We start from the raw sequence: 19,407 nt of genomic DNA, 5'->3' as shown, positions 1-19,407 counted from the left end.
GTTTTCGCAAGAAAACTTACCCTATCAATTAGCTAGTTTTCGCCACTTTAATTGCATGCAGAAGGGCTGTTTTTACGTTGCTTACGCTACCTGCTACTCTGTGTTCCTCATAACCTAAACTTCCTTGCAGGCCTTGTCCTACATGACCTATACCAAAGTTCAATGAGCTAAAGTTCAATACAAATTTGCGTAGGCAAGCGTATTATTCAATTAGTAACTATGGTTTCAGCAATATTTCCTCTGGGACGTACGGAAGTAGACTCAGTGTGTAGTAATGAGGGGGGAGCGCAGTGAAATTAGTAGACAACTCACATCAATCTGACCAATCACCAACGCTTGGGCAACCGTTGCAGTTCGCTAAAAATAACGGTGCGGCAGTAAACGTGTTTAAGTTTGCCCAATCGGCAAGTAACACCAACCTGGCTATTAAAAAACCTAAACTGGTCAAAGAGTGTACCATTCTAGAGACCGAGCGACTTTGGAAAAAACGCCTGTCGATGCTGCTGGACGCAGAAAATAACCTTATGAAAGTTTTACGTTTTCGTAAAATTACGGGTATATCTACTGTTGCAAGTATGGCTATGTTTTTATTTTCCCTGTATGTAGCGCCAACCATGTCGCCAGCGTTGTTTTACTGCCTTATTGCTGTGGCTTCGTTTGGAATGGCAACGTATCCGGTGTGGCTGCTAGCGTCAAAAACCAACAAAAAACAGAGAGATGACATTTCTCGCCTGTTTTATAAAAGTAACCACGAAGTCGACATGTCGGAGGGTAAAATTACGTTAATCAACAGGGCAAACTATGCAAATGTAACGCAAATACGTGTATTGGATCGCGAACTTGGACTATTCGCAAACTCGTAGGCAACACTACACCTCACAGTTCATTATTGTTCTGTTCGTCGCTTCCTTTATTCTTGGGGGGCTGCTGCTAGCACCCATGGATGCATTAGGTCAGCTTCTCTCTTCGGTCGTCATTCTCATCGCAATATCTTTGTGCAGCAACGAGGCGCAGCACACCCAAAAATACCAGCACTTATTTCGCATTTTTGCACTGGTACTAGCCATCGCGCTTAGCGTTAGGTATTTACTGTGGCGGGGGATATATACGCTCACTTACTCAGATTTCCTTTCAATGCTTGCCGTCTGGCTACTATTTGGCGCTGAAATTTATGCGGGTATCACGTCAGTATTAGGCGCAATCGTTAATGCGTTCCCACTAAACCGGCCACTATTATCTTTAGAAGGGGTAGATCATTCCACGTTGCCTAGCGTGGACATTATGATTCCCAGCTATAACGAAGACGAAGGAATATTAGAAGTTACCATCCGTGCAGCTAAGATGCTTGATTACCCTAAGGAAAAACTTAATATTCATTTGCTGGACGATGGCGGTACCGACCAGAAAATTAATGCAGAGAACCCTGTGTCTGCGGCGGCTGCAAAACAGCGGCGACAAGATTTGCAAGCGTTATGCAAACGTTTGGGTATTACCTATCACACCCGAGCAAAAAACGAGTTTGCCAAGGCGGGTAACGTCAACAGTGCAATACAAAATACCACAGGTGATTTGATTGTTATCTTGGATGCTGATCATGTTCCTACATCAGATTTTCTTGATAGAACCGTGCCGTGGATGCTTAAAAACGAAAAGGTCTTTCTAGTTCAAACCCCTCATTTTATGGCTAACCCAGATCCGGTTGAGCGCAACTATTTCTCTGCGTTCACTCGTATGCCTTCAGAAAACGACATGTTCTACGGCACCATACAGAAAGGCTTAGACTACTGGGGGAGTTCCTTCTTCTGTGGATCAGCTGCATTGATGAGAAGAAAGCACCTTGATTTAGTGGGCGGCATTTCTGGCGACTCTATCACTGAAGACGCAGAAACCGCGTTAGATCTTCATAAAATGGGCTATGAGTCTGTGTATGTTGACAGACCCATGGTAAGCGGCCTCGCGCCAGAAACCTTCGACGCGTTTATTCAGCAACGTATGCGCTGGGCGCAAGGCATGACACAGATATTACTACTTAAGAAGCCATTTAAAGCACAAGGCCTTAAGTGGTATCAGCGAGTGGGCTACATGAGTTCAATTATGTTTTGGCTGTTCCCGTTTGCTCGCACTATTTTCTTGCTTATGCCTTTGGCGTATTTGGTGTTTGGCCTTCAGGTTTACCATGCATCAATACTGGAGATATTTGCCTTCACCCTGCCTCATGTTATTGCCACGTACATGATATCCACGATGCTGTTTGGGCGAACGCGATGGCCCTTAGTCTCGGAATTGTACGAAATACTGCAATGTGCGTTTACATTAAACGCACTCATAAAAGTTTTCTTAAAACCGAGGGCGCCTTCGTTTGTTGTCACGCCAAAAGGAGAGAGCCTGGACAGAACTTTTGTATCGCCATTATCGAGCGTGTTTTACTGGTTAATATTAATAATCACGTTCGCTTTAGGGAGCGGCGTCTACAAATTTATAACCGAGCCTCTCACACGGGAACTTACGGTAGTGGTTATGTTGTGGAATCTATTTAATTTGATCCTATTGCTGTCTGTTCTGAGTGTGTTGCTAGAACGGAAACAGGTGCGAAGTCAGGCACGTTTGCCTGCTACCAATAGTGTCGTTATTAAAACTACAAGCGATGAAGCGTGGGTTGGCGAGTTGGTCGACTTATCCTTAGGGGGCGCTCGGTTGCGCTTGAAAGGTGAGGGGGCGTTAGTGCCAGAAAATGCCACGCTTACTTCGTGGAGTCATGCACTGAATAAAAACGTTCATTTGCCAATTAGCGTACTGCACTACGACAGCAAGACAAAGATACTGCGAGTACGCTTTATGCCTCAAACCGAAGAACAAGAAAACGAAATAGTCGCCTATTCGCTGTGTGATAGTCTGCGCTGGATGTCGTTTCAACGAAGAAGAACAAGAGCAATTTCATACTGGTTCGGCGCCAAACATGTGCTAAAAGTTGGGCTAAAGCCTGTTTTATTGCATATGCTTGTATTAATGGGGAAATTCGCCGGGAAATTAGATTTACTTGCTAAACCGGCAAAGGAAAATCAATGACAAAAAAATACCTTATGTTCATCGTATGTTTGTGCATGCATTTTACCCTATTAGCGCAAACCGACACCTATCGATTAACCGACTTTTTTAGCGGTGAAAGTACCGTGCGCTTGCAGGGAAAATCTGCCTCTATTGATATTCCAATCCCCCTTAGTTCAGTAACTGATGTGGACAGCGCGCTTCTTACTTTAGAAGTGGTCAGCTCACAGGCATTAATTAAAAAGCGTTCTCAGCTGTATGTAAGATTTAATAATGCGACCATTGGACAGATTGCGTTCGACCCAGACAGACCTTCTCTTGTAACTGAAATTGCGATCCCTACTTCATTGTGGCGAGCCGGGTTTAACTCTCTGACACTAGCGGTAAGTCAGCACTACGCCGAGCAGTGTGTTGACGGCAGTGCGCCTGAGTTGTGGAGCGAAATTAATGCATACAACTCAACGCTAAAAATTGCGACGTCGGCGAATGAAAAGCGCTTTACGTTAGATGAGCTAAGCGGATTCTTTAATCCAGGAATTGGCGGACAGCGAAACGTTCAGCTTTACACGGCGCGAGAAGCTGGTGATCAAATTAAATATCAGACACTTCCCATTGTTGCGCAAGCACTGTCTCTTAGGAATCAATATCAGCCGCTTATTATCGAGCATGATAGCTTTGATGATGGTTACGTTTTGCCCCAGCTAGAAGACACAGGAAATAGTTTTTGGAACGACCAAAATGTTGCTCGTTACGAGCGTGCTGCATGGTATCTCAAAGCCAAACAAAAGCAGCCTGTTCATATTCTAGTTGGTACAGTCGACGCGTTATCACCTGTATTATCTGACGAAGTGATTAACGACATTGATGGCGCGTTTCTAAAAGCGCAGCGCACACCAGCGTTTGTTAAGGACAGCAACGTGATTGTACCGGCTAGCTACCGTCTTATTGTTAGCGGTACTACGCAAGATGAAGTACTTGAGGCAGCGAAAGCCTTGGCGGTAATGGACGATGCGATTAACCCTATTTCACAAGTCACCGTACTTTCACAGTCACAAATGCAAGCGGAAACGCTGCAGCGTCATCGCATTCTGAACCCTGACAATCACTACACATTCCAAGACTTTGGAGTGGCGACCACTCAGTTTAAGAATGAAGGGTATTTCACTAAGCGGGTGTCATTCAGATTACCTGCAGATTTTTATGTACCTGAGAACGCGAGCGTAAGTTTACTTTTAGATTTTGGGTATGGCGCAGGTTTTGGGCCAGGTTCGGTTATGAATGTAAACGTGAATGATGAACTTGTTCACGGTTTGTCCCTTAATAATATTAACGGGCAGTCATACCGAGATTATCAGCTTAAAGTACCTGCACGCTACTTTAAGGGTGGAACGAATAATTTAGATTTTGCTGTTACCATGAGAGCGCCATTGGCAGGTGTGCCTTGTGATGATATTCCGGGGTCGCACCTTGTGTTCCAACTTGATGATTCTTCGGCTATAAAGCTCCCTGATGCAGGAAGCGTGGCAGTTCAACCTAATCTGGGGTTGCTTTCGGAAACGGCTTACCCGTTTGCGCGTTTTAAGTCAGCACCGGAATCAACGATTGCTATCCCGTCAGATGATTACTTAGACACAGCATTAACCCTTTCTGCGAAATTAGCGCAAGTAGCCCAAGTGCCGTTGTTAAATGTAAAAATAGCGACTGGAAATGACATCACACCCGAAGGCTCTGTGATTGTTCTAGGCACCCCTGAAAGCCTAACGAAAATTGAGCAGTCTGAATTTAATACGGCCATTGAGGCAACGAAACGCTGGTCTTATCGGTTACAGAACAACCTGTACAATCGCGTTAGAAACTTAACCGATGATCAGTCTTTTAAGGAAATGCGCGTAGACGGTCATACCGTTCAAGCAAGTGACTTAGGTGAGCAAGCGGTACTTACTGCACAGGCACATCCTATTTCATCAGAAACCGATACCTTGTTTATTGTTGCAGCGCAAACCCCAGAGCTACTTCAAGCAAGAGTAGAAGACTTGGTCAGTCTGTCGATGTGGGGGCAGATGGCAGGGGATTTCTTCGCGTGGAAAGATGGGCTCTCGCCATCGCTTATCATGCAGGTTAGTGATAAATATGAAATGGGTGAAGCCGACGATAGCTGGCTGCATTTGCGACTGTGGTTGTCTAATAACCCTTGGTATTGGCTAGTTGGCTTTATATTGGTGGTATTTGTTGTAAGCCTGCTTATTTACCTGTTGCTTAAACGCAGAAACAAACAAGTGCAAGACTCATGGTAAATCTGCATAACGCAAAGAAAGCGACACTAGTAATAGGTTTCTTATTTCTGCTAGCGTCGTGCTATACCAAGGAAGATATCGAATTTAAATCTCAGTACATTGCGTACAAGGCATTGTTTATTGACGATGGGCGTGTGATAGACACGGGAAATGATGATGTGTCTCACAGCGAAGGGCAAGGGTACGGTATGCTCTTTGCCGTCGCCGCCAACGATAAAGACACCTTTGATGCATTGTGGCACTGGACCCAGCGTACGCTCAAGCGCGAAGACGGGCTTTTTAGCTGGCGCTACCGTCCTTGTGTCGATAACTCATCTTCTTGTATCGACGACCCGAATAATGCCTCTGATGGTGAGATTCTTATTGCGTGGGCATTATTGCGTGCAAGTGAAAAATGGGGCGTTGGTACGTATGAGGAGGACGCCAGAAATATTGTACGTGCTGTAGAGCAGAAACTATTGGTGGTGAATAGCAACAGTGTAGTGCTTTTGCCAGGGGAATACGGATTTGCATCTGACCAAAAAGGAAATACCAGCCTTCAGCTAAATCTGTCCTATTGGGTTTTTCCCGCCATAACTGACCTGTCTTCGCTGTCGGATACTCCGTCACGTTGGGAAACCCTGTTCGAATCGGGGTTAACTTTGCTATCTAATATGCAGTTTTCTACCTATCAGTTGCCCAGCGATTGGGTGCGCTTTACCCCGAATAGCGCTGAGTCCGATAACAGTAAGATTGGGGCGTTAAGTTTGGATAATGTGATATCGCCTGAGTTTGGTTTTAATGCGATCCGTATACCGCTTCAGCTTGCATGGTCCCCACGATTTCGCCAAAACGCTAGGTTAACTGAGAAGCTACTTTCTCCCTACTATGCATGGTGGGCGATAACGCCTACGCCAGCTACCGTTAACCTGTTAAACGAGGAAACAGCTGAGTACGAAATGTCTAAGGGGATGCGCTCGGTACAGATGGCCGTAAACAGCTTGATGAAATCAGAAGAACGGCAAAGGCCAGAGTGGCCTGAGATCAATCGAAACATGGATTATTACTCGGCAAGTTTAACGCTGCTTTCTATGCTAGCGGTTTTGGATAACGCATCGTGAAAACGCGGTTCACTCGCACGTCTTTGTATCTGGCTCTAGGCGCTTTGGCCACGTCACTTGTGTCGGTGCAGGCATTCGGACAAGCTAAAACAACGTACAAAGATAAAGATTTGGGTATATTACCTGCACAACAAGACAAGCCAGATTTAACAGGGCTTTGGTACCATATTAATGAGCGACAGGTTCAGCGAGCCAATGAGGAGTTTGCGCGCTTAAAAGCTCAGTATCCTGCATGGCAGGTACCACAAGAAGTTGAAACCGAACTAAACAGAATAAACGGCCGCTTAAAAGGTACTATCAAGCCTGTAGTTTCAGAGCCAAGAGAATCGCTCCTGGCTTTAAAAAAGCAGCCAGATAAGCCCGCTTCTAAAGCGCTCCCGCTCGAAAAATTTGCTCAGTTAACGCCGAAAGCCAGAGCAAATACGCCGAAGCAAAAAGTAGAAACGCTTATTGCATTGAGCAATCAAATTAAGCGTACAGAGTTTTACTTGCTTATGGGGTGGACCGCCATTGATAAAGGCATGTTAGAGATGGCAACGCAGCAGTTCTCTCACGCCCTACAATCGGCAGTGCGCGATATTGATAAACAATCTGCTCAACAAGGCCTTAACAGTGTTACAGGTATTAAACTGCAGCAAGCACTGTCGCTGGATGATACCAAAATGCTGGAAGAGTATCTTAAGGCGGACAACAGTGGCTACGTGAAAGAAGTGCTACAAGGCGCAGCGTGGCAACAATATGACTCGAAAAATTACGACTTTGCCGACGCGCTATTTAGTTTGGTGAACCATAACGAAGGCAGATATTTATCACTTAGCGCGCAAAGTAGCGACACGGCCAAGCAAAGCGCGTTCGACCTAGCATGTAGTATCAATACCGAAATTTTCATTCGACGCTGTGCTGATGGTCTGGCTAGCCGACAGGCTCAGTTTTACGATACACGGCGCTACAAGCAAAGTATTGAGTCAGGCGAAGCACTCGCCCGTTTGAGACCGTTAAGTGTAGATGAGCAAGCACTAATTGGGTGGGCTGCTAAAGAGATACAAGACACCACAACCGCCACCGCAGCGTTCGAGCGAGTCCTCGCGAAGACGCCAACCGATACGGTAATTGCCAATGAGTTGGTTACCATTAATCAAGACGACGAAGCCACACTGAACCGATTGGCGCTGAGATACAGTGCGGTAAAAAGCATATTGCAAGAACGCACCACACGTAATGCCTGGCCCAGAAAACAGTTTTGGCTAGTCTATCAAAATCGCGATGCGCGGGGAGTTACAGTACAAACTAAAGATGGCCTAAGTGCAGTCTACGGTATTAATACTCGCAGTAGAAGCGGGAGCGAGGGACTCGGTAATTTCGATGTTCTGTCGCAATATGTCGGCATTGGCAGCGGTTATGAAAACTGGCTGTGGCAAGTATCGCTCGACTATAGGCAATTCTACAGCGGTCGCCCTCAGATAGATGAATGGTTTGGTAATAACCAATTGAGTGGATCATTTTTGGGAATTAGCGGCTTCGAAGATAAGGGGGGTCGCGCCGAAGCGCATTATCAAGCGCCCAATTTTAGTTTTTACGCCAACCTAGAATATGCCATGTTCGACCAGCCTGTTAGCGCAAAAGTAACGGGGCAAATATCAGCAACCAAATTTCTTACCCGCACAACGGTAGCTGCTACCCTGTTTAGAAAAGCCAAAGAAGACAGCTTGTTAAGCCAAACCGGAACCTTCAATGCCGACCACGCTCAGCCTTGGGGCCACGTGATAGAAAGTGGCGTAAGAGGCTTGGTTGCTCATGCAGTGGCCGACAAGTGGTCTGTTGCAGGCACCGCGCAATTAAGTCGCTTGGAAGGCGAGCTCGTTGCCGATAATAGCGCACTATCGCTTCGTGCTGATGTGAACTATGACATTGCAACAATGATATCCCCTAAACTCGATTATTGGCGTATCGGGCCGTTCTTAAGCTATACAAGTTATGATAAAAACCTAAGCGGCTTCACGGTTGGCAACGGTGGCTACTTTAGCCCAAGTCAATTTGTCAGCATCGGGGGATATTCTGAATTACTCACCCTTGAAGCACTCAACTGGCAAGTTAAACTTCGAAGCTCACTTGCGCTTTCACGTGTTGAGCAAGACGATGGCCCCCGCTTTCCTATTGGAGGCACTCTTCCAACGGTAGATGAGGACGCTAAACTTGCTAAAAGTTCAGACACGGGCTTAAGCGGTAACTTTGTGGCTGAAGGCCAGTATCGTATAAACAATACTTGGATTGTGGCTGGATATATTGGAAAAGCGTTTGCAGTGGAGTATCAAGCGTTTGAAGCGGGCATTCAGATAAGGTGGCGAGAAGGGCAAGGCACGGGGGTTACAAGCGATGAACTGTTGCTCTCTTCACCAAGGTTAAGCGGTTTTGCACTGTAAACGCCACGCTCACTGAAGACATCCGTCTTTTCTTAAGCGTCAGTTTGCTTTTCTACGTCTGACTAGCATGAAACAACCTGCGCCGAATAAAAGCGCGATTGAAGCAGGTTCGCTGACGTTGATAGCGCCAAAGCGATAGTTATTTATTTGGCCCGTTGGTGCATTGTAGTATTGACCCTGGTCGTTAACCAATTGCCGTAATGGGGTCGTTAGACGGTTAGCAATAACATTGCCGTCTATATGACCATTATAAAAGCTCAGCTCTGCATAGGGGGCCAGTACGCTTCCTTTCACCCCTACACTATGTAGCGTAAGAAAATCAGCATCTACAAAGTTGTACAAGATGTTGTTGGTATAAAGGCCATCGTGACGCTGATCCAGATTGTTATCGTTATCTCTGTACTGACCATTTTCTCGAAAGTACTCATTTTCTTGCGTAAAGGCAGTATTAAAGAAGCCAGTATTAAATAACTCAACGGATTCGCCGTACACGTTGATAATGTTATAGCTGGTGGTAGAGAAATCGTAAACAATACCTTTATTGGCTGCACTGAACCAACTAGCGTCTATATTGTAAATGTTAATATCGTCGGACCCAGCGAAGGTAATGGTATTGAGCACTGCTGTGCTAGGGTCGGTACAAGTAACAGCTTGGTCAGAATCGTTAGCGTCAGTGCACGACAATGTTGTTGTGCCATTGACCGACATTGACGCAAACTCCTGAGACTGCGCTGTAACTTCGGCTGCAATCGCATTAAAGTCAATATTGTCAACGGCAACCTTACTCACGCTACCTTGTTCAACAGAGGTTGCTGTCGAACCGTTGATGGCGGTGTAATTGTTAACGTTGTTAAGCGTTACAACGCCGTTGACTTCACTGCTATCAAGCTCCACGTTAGATTCAGCAAATATATTGCCGTTTTCTACTTTAGAGCCAAACATGCTGGGATTGCTTACGCTATCGTATACACTGTTTGGCCCACCAAGCTCCGCGGTGTTGGCGTGCACATCGCCTGCTACAATGTTTGCGTTACCTAGTTTGACATCACCTTGCGATGAGATGCCGCCTGATTTCACAGTCGAATTGATTAAATTAACAGTCTGTTTAGCCTCAACAGCTTTATCGAATGTGAGTTCAGAACCAAACACCATACCTGACACCGTAGTGGAGCCACCATGAACGTCACCACGAGTGAAATGAAGGTTGCCGCCTACGGCAAGAGCAGAGTCAGTCATATCTGGTGATAACAGTAAGCCAACGTTGAAATCGGTTACGTTCATTTCGCCACCTACTGCAAGTCTTCCTTCAACATCAGAAGATTGACCAGTAAAACTGTCGAAGATAAACGCGTTATATTCAAACGCTTCGCTTAATTCAATTTTGGCTGCAGACGCCTGTGGTGCTGACATAACCGAAGTAGCGACAGCGATGTAGAATATGTTTTTGTGCATAATAGCTCCAGTGGCATCTGAGTCTGGAACCTAGCTTCAACATGAATTTTCCAGACACACCGAATATCAGGATCTGAACAAAATTCATGCGAAAGTACAAGAGAGACTTTCGTATAACGCCTTATACGAAAAAAGCCACCCGAAGGTGGCTTTTCAACAAATTTGCTCAGTTAATAAAGCGTTTAGCTGCTCTTTTTAACTAAAACAGAAACCTTATCAATACCTGCAATTTTGACCTGGTTCATAACTTCTACTACGGTACCGTGCTCACTATCTTCATGAGCTTGGATAGCAGCTGAATCCGTGTTGTTTTCTGCTAGGTAAGTTTGTGTGTTTGCTACCACACGGCGAATATCAACTTCACGGCCGCCCATCATAATTGTGCCATCAGCATCAATTCGAATAGATAGCGCTTTAGAAGGCTTATCGTTTTTAGCTTGATTATCTTCTGGACGGTTTACGTCTAAACCTTTCTCTTTCACGAACGAGGTCGTTACGATGAAGAAAATCAACATGATGAACACGATGTCCAACATGGGGGTCATATCAATCTGAGCCTCGTCTTCAGCCGAGGTATGCTTCTTTCTTTTCATCTCGTCTTCTTTCTTCTGTTACGTTCGAGCGCTTTAGTATACTGCTTGTTACAAAAATATACAGGGTTTTGTACAAAAACAGTGTGCTCATTAACACTTGTTGTTGAAAAAATACTCAGTTTCACAGTAATAAAACAACAAACTAGGTTTGTTTATGTGAAATAGCGACACCTAATTGGTAAAAATACAACATCAATGCCTGATTGAGTGATGTACGCAAGTTACCATGAGGATAAATGCCAAGTCTAGCTTCCGTTGATTTTTTTGTCCCTTGCACCAAGAACGCATTTTTGATCTCGTGATCTTGTATGCAGGCTTCAAATGCCCGGGCAGCCATCTCCTGAGGCATAGCATAATAATACATTTTTAGCGCGCGATCAGCTTCTACGGATCGCACAAAGTAGTCATTTGGCCTTTTTTGATCATTTAAGAACAATAACGAGAAACAATCGCTCAATTTTTGATTCAATGGATGGGGATTCATCGGTGCATTGTCGAGCCACGCCTGCGTGGCAAAGCTACCGGCGACAATACCCTCGAACATGCGCGGCGCAATATAATGGTCGAACGCGTGAAACCACTCGTGGGCTAGCGCCCCGGCCCCAGCGTGCTTTGCCAGCGCAAGCTGCCTTTTCGCACTGTTGTAGTGGGCACTACTGTGTTTTTGGCCGCCGCTGCCAAAAGCAAGTGATAGCGATCCGTTTAATGACAACACCTGTTCATTGATATTTAAGATCGCGACCAAATCATAAAGCGCATCGAAAAACAAATTGGCTGCGATCTGTTGTTCTTCCGCTGTTACCCATCTACCCACAGTGATCGTGGCGAAATTAAACAGTTTGCGAATATCCTGAAAGGATACATCAGCGCCGTCCCTGTGGCTTGGGCCGTTACGATAAAACTGTTGATGAAGTCGGCCTTTGCTTTCCAACGCTTACATCCAAATGTAATAGAGGTTAAGCCATCGATACCAATAGCTGCTCGCACCATGTTTCGATGCGGGCGTCTGATTTGTCGTATTGGTTTTCATCGTCAAGAGACAGGCCAACAAACTGAGTTTTGTCTTCGGTTAAGGCTTTTGATGCAGTAAACTCGTAGCCTTCGTTTGGCCAATAACCCACGATGTTGCAGCCTGATGGCAATATCGCATCGTGAAGCATGCCTAGTGCATCTTGAAACCATTCTCCATAACCTAACTGGTCGCCAAGTCCGAATAGGGCGATGGTTTTTCCCGCTAAATCTAAACCGTGTACCTCTTCCCAATGAGACTCCCAATCTTCTTGGAGCTCGCCAAAGTCCCATGTTGAAATACCAAAAATGATAATGTCGTATTCGGCCGTGCGCGTTAGATTCACGTCTTTGATGTTATGAAGGTCAACAATGTCTTCGTCAAAAAGGCTATTGAGCTGCGCTTGGATTTTTTCTGCCGCCATTTCGGTATAGCAGGTTGTTGAGCCGTAAAATAATCCGATGGACAGTGCGCTATCACTCATTAAATACCTCTTTTGAACTGATCGTCTTTAGAAGCTGGGAATTCTACCTCTTTACCGTTGCTCAACAAAGCTTTGCACTGAACATCTGTGTTTTCCTGTGAAATTTTTAATACACCAATGGCGCAACCGTTGAATAATTCGCCATAACCCAAACTTGGTTCTCTCGCTTTCACCGACATATTTCGGCGTCTGGTGAAAAGGTTCAGAGGCGATTTGGAGCGATAGAGCACGCGGTTTAATCTATCGAGCCATTTGATTAATCCATCCGGAAAGGCGTTTTTTAACCCGCTGCAGGTAAACTGGGTAATGTGAGGACTGTTGCGCCTAAAGCGCAAACGCACATCATAAACGAAGGAGTAATGAACATCGCCCGATAAAATAATGAACTCAGGCGGCGTTTTATAATGCCTGAATATGTTTAATATTACGTTGGCAGTCCCCTTATGGGCCATCCAGTTCTCAGCATCAACAGTAAGCGCCTTGCCAAAAAACGTAAACACTTTCTGAATGGCTTCGATAACCTTTACACCATAAATGGGAGCGGCAGACACAACGATGACAGATTCTTTGCCGATTATTGAATGCTGAAAATCACACAGTGCTTCCCAGTCCATCAAGCCCGACGGTTTGTTCATGTTTGATTCAGAGCGCCAGCGCTGCGTGCGGGTGTCTAAAACCTCAATAGGTGGCGTAGTATCTAAACGGTAATGCCACTGGTCAAAGTCCAGAAGAGCATCAATAATTTCATCGTGGGAGTTTAGGCCATTTTTGCCCATCGATTCTTGTATTTTAGTGACCAGCGGCGCTACTTTTTTAGGTGCATTCCCCCAACCTTGGCAAAGCAAGTAGCCAATAAGTGCATTGCCAATCATGCGTTTCGATAAAGGGTTACCATAGACTTCTTGTTCCCAACCACGGGTTAAGTTCCAGTCGTCGGTAACGTCGTGATCGTCAAAGATCATATAAGTTGGAATGTGTGCCAGAGCCCTACGTACTTGCGGTAGCTGTTTTACAAAGCCGTTAAGCGCCTCTTGTTCTTTGTCGAAAATAGCGAGGTATTTTTGAGGGACCCCATTTTTATCTATATTGATATCAGTCCATAGCGTGTCGGACCATACCAGTAAGTACATGGCGATGATCTCGGCACTGCCAATTAAATGGTTTTGTGCATTTACCGAGGTAAATACCGGTTTTCTCTTAGCACCAAAGAAAATTGAAGACAGTACCGTATTAGTCGCAATTTGTGGAAGAAGCTGCTCTCGTTCGTAATACCCATGCGCATGTGTGGCAAGTTCATTCGTGTTGGTTACTACCGCCCCTTCCAGTGTTTCATGATAAAGACCTAAACGGTCAATTACACTGTGTATAGCTTTAAGCATGGGGCCTGCCACATCATCAGCGTAAATTTGATCGCCCGTCATTAAAAGAAGATCGGGAAAGTCGTGACGTGTTTTAAACGCATTTTTATGAAGCTCATCTACTTGTGCTAAGGCATCATCGCTATGAAAGTGAGGCTTACGGCATGAGCCGTGCAATATCGTCTCGGGAGTCTCGGTGTAGTGGAAACTTAAGGAAGACTGCCCATCGTAAAGAAGCGCACGTTGTTCATCTTCCCATATAGCCTGCTGAGCGTCGTCGAGAAAAGATAGCGCGTAACCTATCCGCGCAGTATCTTCGAAGGGTTCTGAAGCAGTGAAAGAGAGCAGGTGTATAAATGCGTACTTACCTACGCGTACGGTTTCGCGCTGACTATTGCCGCTGACGACGACTTCATTTGCAGATAACTTTAGCGCAGGTGAATCGGCGTTACTGGTTACTACCCAAATATGACATTCTGTAGATGTCACCTTTCTTACTATTGGACCTGCAATAACTTGGGGCAAGTGCTGCGTAGAAATGACGCTCTCCTTTAATTTTCGTCAATATTAATACACACAAGCGTGTTAACTCATCAATGGTACAAATATGCTGCACGTTCATTGAAACCATGATGACAGCAAGACTACTTAACGTTGCCAAATCATATATGTAATCAGCAAACCGGATGTCTATCGTATAACCTTACTCTTTTTTGTGAATAAACGGTATGCTCGATATACTCCCTTACAATTTTTTCAGTTTTACCTTTTGCTCTCGTCTTAATGAACGGAGAGAGGACTTCACACCATGCTAAAACATGTAACCTGTGCTGTGTTAACCTGTTTACTCATAAGCGCCTGCAGTGAGCCCAAAGGCGTTGTCATTACTCCTGAACCTCAAGACTTAACAGAAGTCACCGTGGGTAAATGGATCCTTGATGAAAAAGGCAACGTGATGTTTGACCCTCAAACCTCAGGGTTGGTGGTGCTAGACGGTCAGCTTGTTACTATCGCAGATGCTAGCGCAGATACCACTCAGCAGTTGAAACTTCATAGCATTTCACCAGAAACCGCAACACTGAACGCATCGAGCGAACGCTTCTCGTTTTCCAATACTGTACGCCGAAGCTGCTTTTATAACTATTTAAGTGAGCAACCTGATTTAGAAGCGTTAGCCGTTGACCCCAGAGACAGCAATGTAATTTACACAGTTACCGAAGATGCCACCCGCACAGGTGCGCTAAGCCCTCGCTGTGAAACCAAATACGAGGAAACAGGATCAACAGATTACCCCACCTTGTTGGTAAAATTGACGCGAAAAGATAATGGTTCGGTTGAAATGTCGGATGTACGCCCTCTTCAGTTTCCGCAAGAGTTCGAAGTAGGTAATTTCCCTAACGATGGCATAGAAGGGTTGACGATGGCTGAAGACGGCACGTTATATCTGGCGCTAGAGAAAGATAAGGCAGGACAGCCGCGAATTTTTACATTGTCTGTTGATGAAGGCTTTTTCTCATCAAGCAACTTTGCCACAGTGAGCGAGCCTAACCTTCGACTTCCTGCGTTTACTTCTGGTAGTCACCCTATTAATGGGCTGGCGATATATACTCATTCAACGGGCGCATCCTATTTGTTTGGTGCGGCAAGAAACGACAATGAACTGTGGGTCATTGATGTGAGTGGCAGTAAGCCAACAAAGCGTATCCCAATTACATTCGACGTTTCCAGCGACCAGAATTGTGAACAGTACACAATGGATAATTCGTCGATGGAAGGATTAGTGACCATTGAAAACACCTTGTGGATCATCAACGATCCTTGGGAGAAAAACTACCTTAAAAACGCGACGTGTGAAGCGCATAAGAAGCGTTATGAAGACTTAGCGCCTTTATTATTTCCACTAGAAATTAACAGCGTTTGGTTTGAATAATAAATTAGATTGAAAAACAGAAGGGTTGCTTTTAAGCAACCCTTTTTATTGTTGGCTAACACTATTGATAGCGCGCTTAATATCGCTGTTTTATTTATGCGTCGCTGCGAAGTCGAGAAGCGAAGGTTTTTTTGAACTTCGCAAGCTTAGGCGCCACGACCATAGAGCAATACTGGTTCTGTGGATTATTTTTGAAGTAATCTTGGTGGTAGTCTTCGGCGTCGTAGTAGTTATTTACTGCTACTATTTCAGTCACTACGGGATCGGGCCAAATCTCTTCTTCTGTGATTTCTGCGATAATTTTTTCTGCTTCAGCTTTTTGTACTTCGTTGTGATAGAAGACCGCGCTGCGATACTGTGTGCCCACGTCGTTGCCCTGCCTGTTAAGCTGCGTAGGATTATGTAGCGCAAAGAAAATTTCTAATATCTCGCGGTAGCTAATGCTATCGGCATCAAACGTTACCTGTACCACCTCAGCATGGCCAGTATTGCCCGTGCACACCTCTTCATAGGTTGGGTCGGCTTTTTCACCCCCAGCATAGCCAGAAATTGCTTTTTCCACGCCCTCAACGCTGTTAAACGCAGATTCGATACACCAAAAGCATCCGCCTGCTAAGGTGGCGACTTGTAAATTTGCCATAGTAAAACCTCTCTTAATCTTTGACAGTAGTGTGGGTGCGTGTAGGCAACAACACAAGTCATCCAAGCGTGTTTTTTTATCGTATAAACGAATATTAAATAAGAATAACGTGCGAGTTAGGTAAAAGGATTTAACCTAAGTTATTAATAGTTTCTCTTGACGCATTTCGCTATATACACCAATGCGTTTCAGTGCGTTCAAGATTTGGCAGAGGTATTCAGTCGTGATTATTTTTTATGACGGTTATTGTCCGTTATGTATTGCTGAAATGCGTCATTTAAGAAAAAGAGATAAGCATAACAAATTGACCTTGGTAGATATTCAGAGCCATGATTTTTCAAGCCGATATCCAACCATGAACTGGCACGCGCTTAACGCGAGAATCCATGGACTTCGTGAAGACGGAACGCTAATAACCGGCCTTGATGTCACCCATGAAGCATGGAAAGCTGTTGGCATGGGTTGGCTATATGCACCGCTTCGCTGGCCTGTTATTCGTCACGTGGCCGATGCTTTCTACAATGTATTCGCAAAGCATAGGTACACCATTTCATATCTGTTAACAGGTAAAAAACGCCAGTGCGATCGCTGCATACCAGGAGAAGTCAATGACAAATAACGTCCTTATAGTAGGCGCGTCGGGCGGTATTGCGTCTGCGCTTGTTGAGCAATATAGCAGTGAAGGTGCTAGGGTGTTCGCAGTTAGTCGCGCCCCTGTATCTGACACCAGTCATTCTGGGAATGTTACCTATCATCAGCTGGCCGAACAGGACGACAGGCACATAAGCGAATTTGTTGAGCAGCTGTCTGAACAGCAGGTTATGTTAACCACAGTAGTGATCACAACAGGCTTTTTACACCGCGAAAGTGAGGGCATTCATCCTGAGAAACGTTTAGAAGATGTCAGCGAGCAAGCCTTAGCCGCTTATTTTTCGACAAACAGTATCATTCCCGCACTGTGGCTTAAGCACTTGGTGAATATTATGAGTAAAGAAGGCTCAACCCTTGTTTGCTTAAGTGCGAAAGTAGGCAGTATTTCAGATAATGGACTTGGCGGTTGGTACGGCTACCGTGCGTCGAAAGCGGCGCTCAATATGTTTGTTAAAACGGCGTCGGTAGAATACAAGCGCAGATTGAAAGACGTAATGCTTGTTTGTTATCACCCCGGGACGGTTGATACGGGGCTTTCTAAGCCTTTTCAAAAGAACGTCGCCGCCAAGAAACTGTTCACGTCTGAGTTTACCGCTAAACAGCTTATTCACCACCTTTCGGCGCTTAATCGAGACCAAGCTTGTCATTTTATCGACTGGAATGGCGAAGTGGTAACTTGGTGATACGGTCTAACATCATTTCAGCAAGTTCAACATCAAGACTTTTTATTTCACTGCTGTTACCATGCTACTTTTGGGAATGGTGCAGCGTATTGATAAGCCCATAGAGGTAGCAATACAACGCGTTGACGCCACACGTGAGTCATAACAACAAACGCCATCCTGATAATAAATAATACCAGTTCGCTCGGCTCGGTTCTTAAGAGCAGTAAGTACTGACAACAAGTGTAAATTGTGGGTATACGACGTGCTTGTGCATCACAAGGTGATACACCGAACTGCTATAACAATAACTCAACAAGAGGAAGGGATATGAGCGGGGCCAGAGAACAATTCGGATCGCGCATAGGTTTTATTTTGGCTGCTGCAGGTTCTGCGGTAGGCATAGGTAATTTGGTAGGTTTCCCTGTCGGTGCAGCTAAAAACGGCGGTGGTGCATTTCTTTTAATGTACGCTATTTTTGTTTTTGCCATTTGTTTACCGGTCATGCTGGCGGAAATGTCAGTAGGTCGCCATGCTAAAAAAGACCCGCTAGGCGCATATAGCGAGATTAGTGGGAATGAAAAGAAATGGAAGATCGCGGGGTGGCTGGCTATTGCCACGCCGTTCATGATAGCCGTTTTTTACATGGTTATTACCGTTTGGCTTTTCGGCTATTTGTTCGAAGCAGTAAGCGGAAATCTAGACAAGCTAGCGAATCCAGAAACCTTTGGGCTGTTTATTAATTCAGAAGCCATCTTTGTTTATATGGCTGCCGTTGTTGGTGTGGTTTACCTCATCCTTCAAGGCGGCGTAAAAGAAGGGATAGAAAAAGCGGCTAAGCTGCTAATGCCTGCGCTTTTTGTGATGCTCATTGGTCTCGTTATCTTTGTACTAACCCGCGAAAACGCGATGGCTGGTGTTGAGTTCTATATCGTTCCCGATTTTTCAAAAATCACTGCCGAAGTGGTGAACGGTGCGTTATCTCAAGCCTTTTTCTCTCTATCGTTGGGTATGGGTATTCTTATTACCTACGGTAGCTACATTGATAAGCGCGCAGATGTACCGAGTGCTGCCAAGCTAGTGGCATTAACAGACACGGCCGTGGCGTTCACCGCAGGTTTAATGATTCTTCCTGCTATCTTCTCTTTTAACCCAGACATTAATCCTGATGAGCTAAGCGAATCATCTGTAGGTATGATTTTTACTTATCTGCCTAGTATCTTCTTAGCGTTACAAGATTCTATTGGATATATGGGCGCATCGGTTGTTGCAAGTTTGTTCTTCTTGCTTGTTTTCTTTGCGGCAATTACCTCGTTAGTGTCTATTTTTGAAGTACCTGTTGCGGCACTTATGGATGAAAAAGGCGTAAGCCGTAAATGGGCGCTTGGGTCGTTAGGTAGCATTATGATTGTGCTGGCCATCTTAAGTGCGTTGTCGTTTGGTAAAGTTGATATATTAACGTCGTTTATGCACTACGCCGGCGCAGATAAATCGCTTTTTGATGTGATTTACGATGTGTTCTACGACACGATTTTGCCGCTAAACGGTTTGCTAATTTGTCTGTTTGTTATTTACCGTTGGAAGAGTGCGAACTTTAACGCGTCTTTGGAAGAGGGCAGCAGTGGTTATAAAGGCAGCTGGTTCGAAAAGTATGTGGATATATCGTTGAAAACCTTTATACCGCTTATTTTACTCGTGATCTTTGTTAACACCGTTGCGGTGAAATACTTTGGGTTGAGCCTTTTCGGTTAATTAGGCGTTCCTCAGCA

At 45.0% G+C, this 19,407-nt stretch carries 15 protein-coding genes; 9 read left to right on the top strand and 6 right to left on the bottom strand.

Features of this window, described 5'->3' with window-relative positions; all coding sequences use genetic code 11:
* Positions 1 to 290 precede the first annotated feature (290 nt).
* From V7R42_RS18370 to V7R42_RS18350, 5 genes are read left to right on the top strand one after another with little or no spacing between them, the layout of a single operon-like run.
* On the top strand, positions 291 to 863 hold the full coding sequence (locus V7R42_RS18370; RefSeq protein WP_334021943.1) for a hypothetical protein: 573 nt from the start codon (positions 291 to 293) through the stop codon (positions 861 to 863).
* Positions 841 to 3,066: a UDP-forming cellulose synthase catalytic subunit gene (gene bcsA, locus V7R42_RS18365; RefSeq protein WP_334021941.1), complete on the top strand. Its 2,226-nt coding sequence runs from the start codon at positions 841 to 843 to the stop codon at positions 3,064 to 3,066. The genes V7R42_RS18370 and bcsA overlap by 23 nt, the downstream gene beginning before the upstream one ends.
* Positions 3,063 to 5,339 (top strand): cellulose biosynthesis cyclic di-GMP-binding regulatory protein BcsB, encoded by a 2,277-nt coding sequence (locus V7R42_RS18360; protein ID WP_334021939.1) that lies wholly within the window; start codon positions 3,063 to 3,065, stop codon positions 5,337 to 5,339. Before bcsA ends, V7R42_RS18360 begins: the two co-directional genes overlap by 4 nt.
* The gene (locus tag V7R42_RS18355) at positions 5,333 to 6,439 is read left to right on the top strand and encodes a glycosyl hydrolase family 8 (protein WP_334021937.1); all 1,107 of its coding nucleotides are present in this window, start codon (positions 5,333 to 5,335) and stop codon (positions 6,437 to 6,439) included. Before V7R42_RS18360 ends, V7R42_RS18355 begins: the two co-directional genes overlap by 7 nt.
* Positions 6,436 to 8,859 (top strand): cellulose synthase subunit BcsC-related outer membrane protein, encoded by a 2,424-nt coding sequence (locus V7R42_RS18350; RefSeq protein WP_334021936.1) that lies wholly within the window; start codon positions 6,436 to 6,438, stop codon positions 8,857 to 8,859. Before V7R42_RS18355 ends, V7R42_RS18350 begins: the two co-directional genes overlap by 4 nt.
* A gap of 39 nt (positions 8,860 to 8,898) precedes the next feature.
* Here V7R42_RS18350 and V7R42_RS18345 read toward each other — a convergent pair whose 3' ends face one another.
* The 5 genes from V7R42_RS18345 to V7R42_RS18325 all read right to left on the bottom strand — a co-directional run bounded on the left by V7R42_RS18345 (position 8,899) and on the right by V7R42_RS18325 (position 14,280).
* Entirely contained in the window at positions 8,899 to 10,311 is a 1,413-nt protein-coding gene (locus V7R42_RS18345) for a collagen-binding domain-containing protein (RefSeq protein WP_334021935.1), read from the bottom strand.
* A gap of 182 nt (positions 10,312 to 10,493) precedes the next feature.
* The gene (locus V7R42_RS18340; RefSeq protein ID WP_014950746.1) at positions 10,494 to 10,904 is read right to left on the bottom strand and encodes an ExbD/TolR family protein; all 411 of its coding nucleotides are present in this window, start codon (positions 10,902 to 10,904) and stop codon (positions 10,494 to 10,496) included.
* A 142-nt stretch (positions 10,905 to 11,046) separates the two neighbouring features.
* Entirely contained in the window at positions 11,047 to 11,835 is a 789-nt protein-coding gene (locus V7R42_RS18335) for a CLCA_X family protein (protein ID WP_334021931.1), read from the bottom strand.
* Between the two features lie 25 nt (positions 11,836 to 11,860).
* Positions 11,861 to 12,397, bottom strand: coding sequence for a flavodoxin FldB (gene fldB / locus V7R42_RS18330; RefSeq protein ID WP_334021928.1), 537 nt, complete (start codon positions 12,395 to 12,397; stop codon positions 11,861 to 11,863).
* A complete protein-coding gene (locus tag V7R42_RS18325) occupies positions 12,397 to 14,280 on the bottom strand; it encodes an alkaline phosphatase family protein (RefSeq protein WP_334021926.1) in 1,884 nt (627 codons plus the stop codon). The genes fldB and V7R42_RS18325 overlap by 1 nt, the downstream gene beginning before the upstream one ends.
* A gap of 283 nt (positions 14,281 to 14,563) precedes the next feature.
* Here V7R42_RS18325 and V7R42_RS18320 point away from each other — a divergent pair, with 283 nt between their 5' ends.
* Entirely contained in the window at positions 14,564 to 15,685 is a 1,122-nt protein-coding gene (locus V7R42_RS18320) for a hypothetical protein (protein WP_334021923.1), read from the top strand.
* 94 nt (positions 15,686 to 15,779) lie between these two features.
* On the opposite strand, the gene msrA is transcribed toward V7R42_RS18320, so the two are convergent.
* On the bottom strand, positions 15,780 to 16,325 hold the full coding sequence (msrA, locus tag V7R42_RS18315; protein WP_334021922.1) for a peptide-methionine (S)-S-oxide reductase MsrA: 546 nt from the start codon (positions 16,323 to 16,325) through the stop codon (positions 15,780 to 15,782).
* 223 nt (positions 16,326 to 16,548) lie between these two features.
* Between msrA and V7R42_RS18310 the strand changes: the two genes are divergently transcribed.
* The 3 genes from V7R42_RS18310 to V7R42_RS18300 all read left to right on the top strand — a co-directional run bounded on the left by V7R42_RS18310 (position 16,549) and on the right by V7R42_RS18300 (position 19,390).
* Positions 16,549 to 16,944 (top strand): thiol-disulfide oxidoreductase DCC family protein, encoded by a 396-nt coding sequence (locus tag V7R42_RS18310; RefSeq protein ID WP_334021920.1) that lies wholly within the window; start codon positions 16,549 to 16,551, stop codon positions 16,942 to 16,944.
* Positions 16,934 to 17,659: an SDR family NAD(P)-dependent oxidoreductase gene (locus V7R42_RS18305; RefSeq protein WP_334021918.1), complete on the top strand. Its 726-nt coding sequence runs from the start codon at positions 16,934 to 16,936 to the stop codon at positions 17,657 to 17,659. Before V7R42_RS18310 ends, V7R42_RS18305 begins: the two co-directional genes overlap by 11 nt.
* A 309-nt stretch (positions 17,660 to 17,968) precedes the next feature.
* On the top strand, positions 17,969 to 19,390 hold the full coding sequence (locus V7R42_RS18300) for a sodium-dependent transporter (RefSeq protein ID WP_334021916.1): 1,422 nt from the start codon (positions 17,969 to 17,971) through the stop codon (positions 19,388 to 19,390).
* The last annotated feature ends 17 nt before the right edge of the window (positions 19,391 to 19,407 follow it).

This window comes from Alteromonas sp. S015, assembly GCF_036864485.1.
GTDB lineage: Bacteria > Pseudomonadota > Gammaproteobacteria > Enterobacterales > Alteromonadaceae > Alteromonas.
Note: the sequence above shows the minus strand (reverse complement) of the source record. Positions and strands in the feature narration are given on the sequence as shown.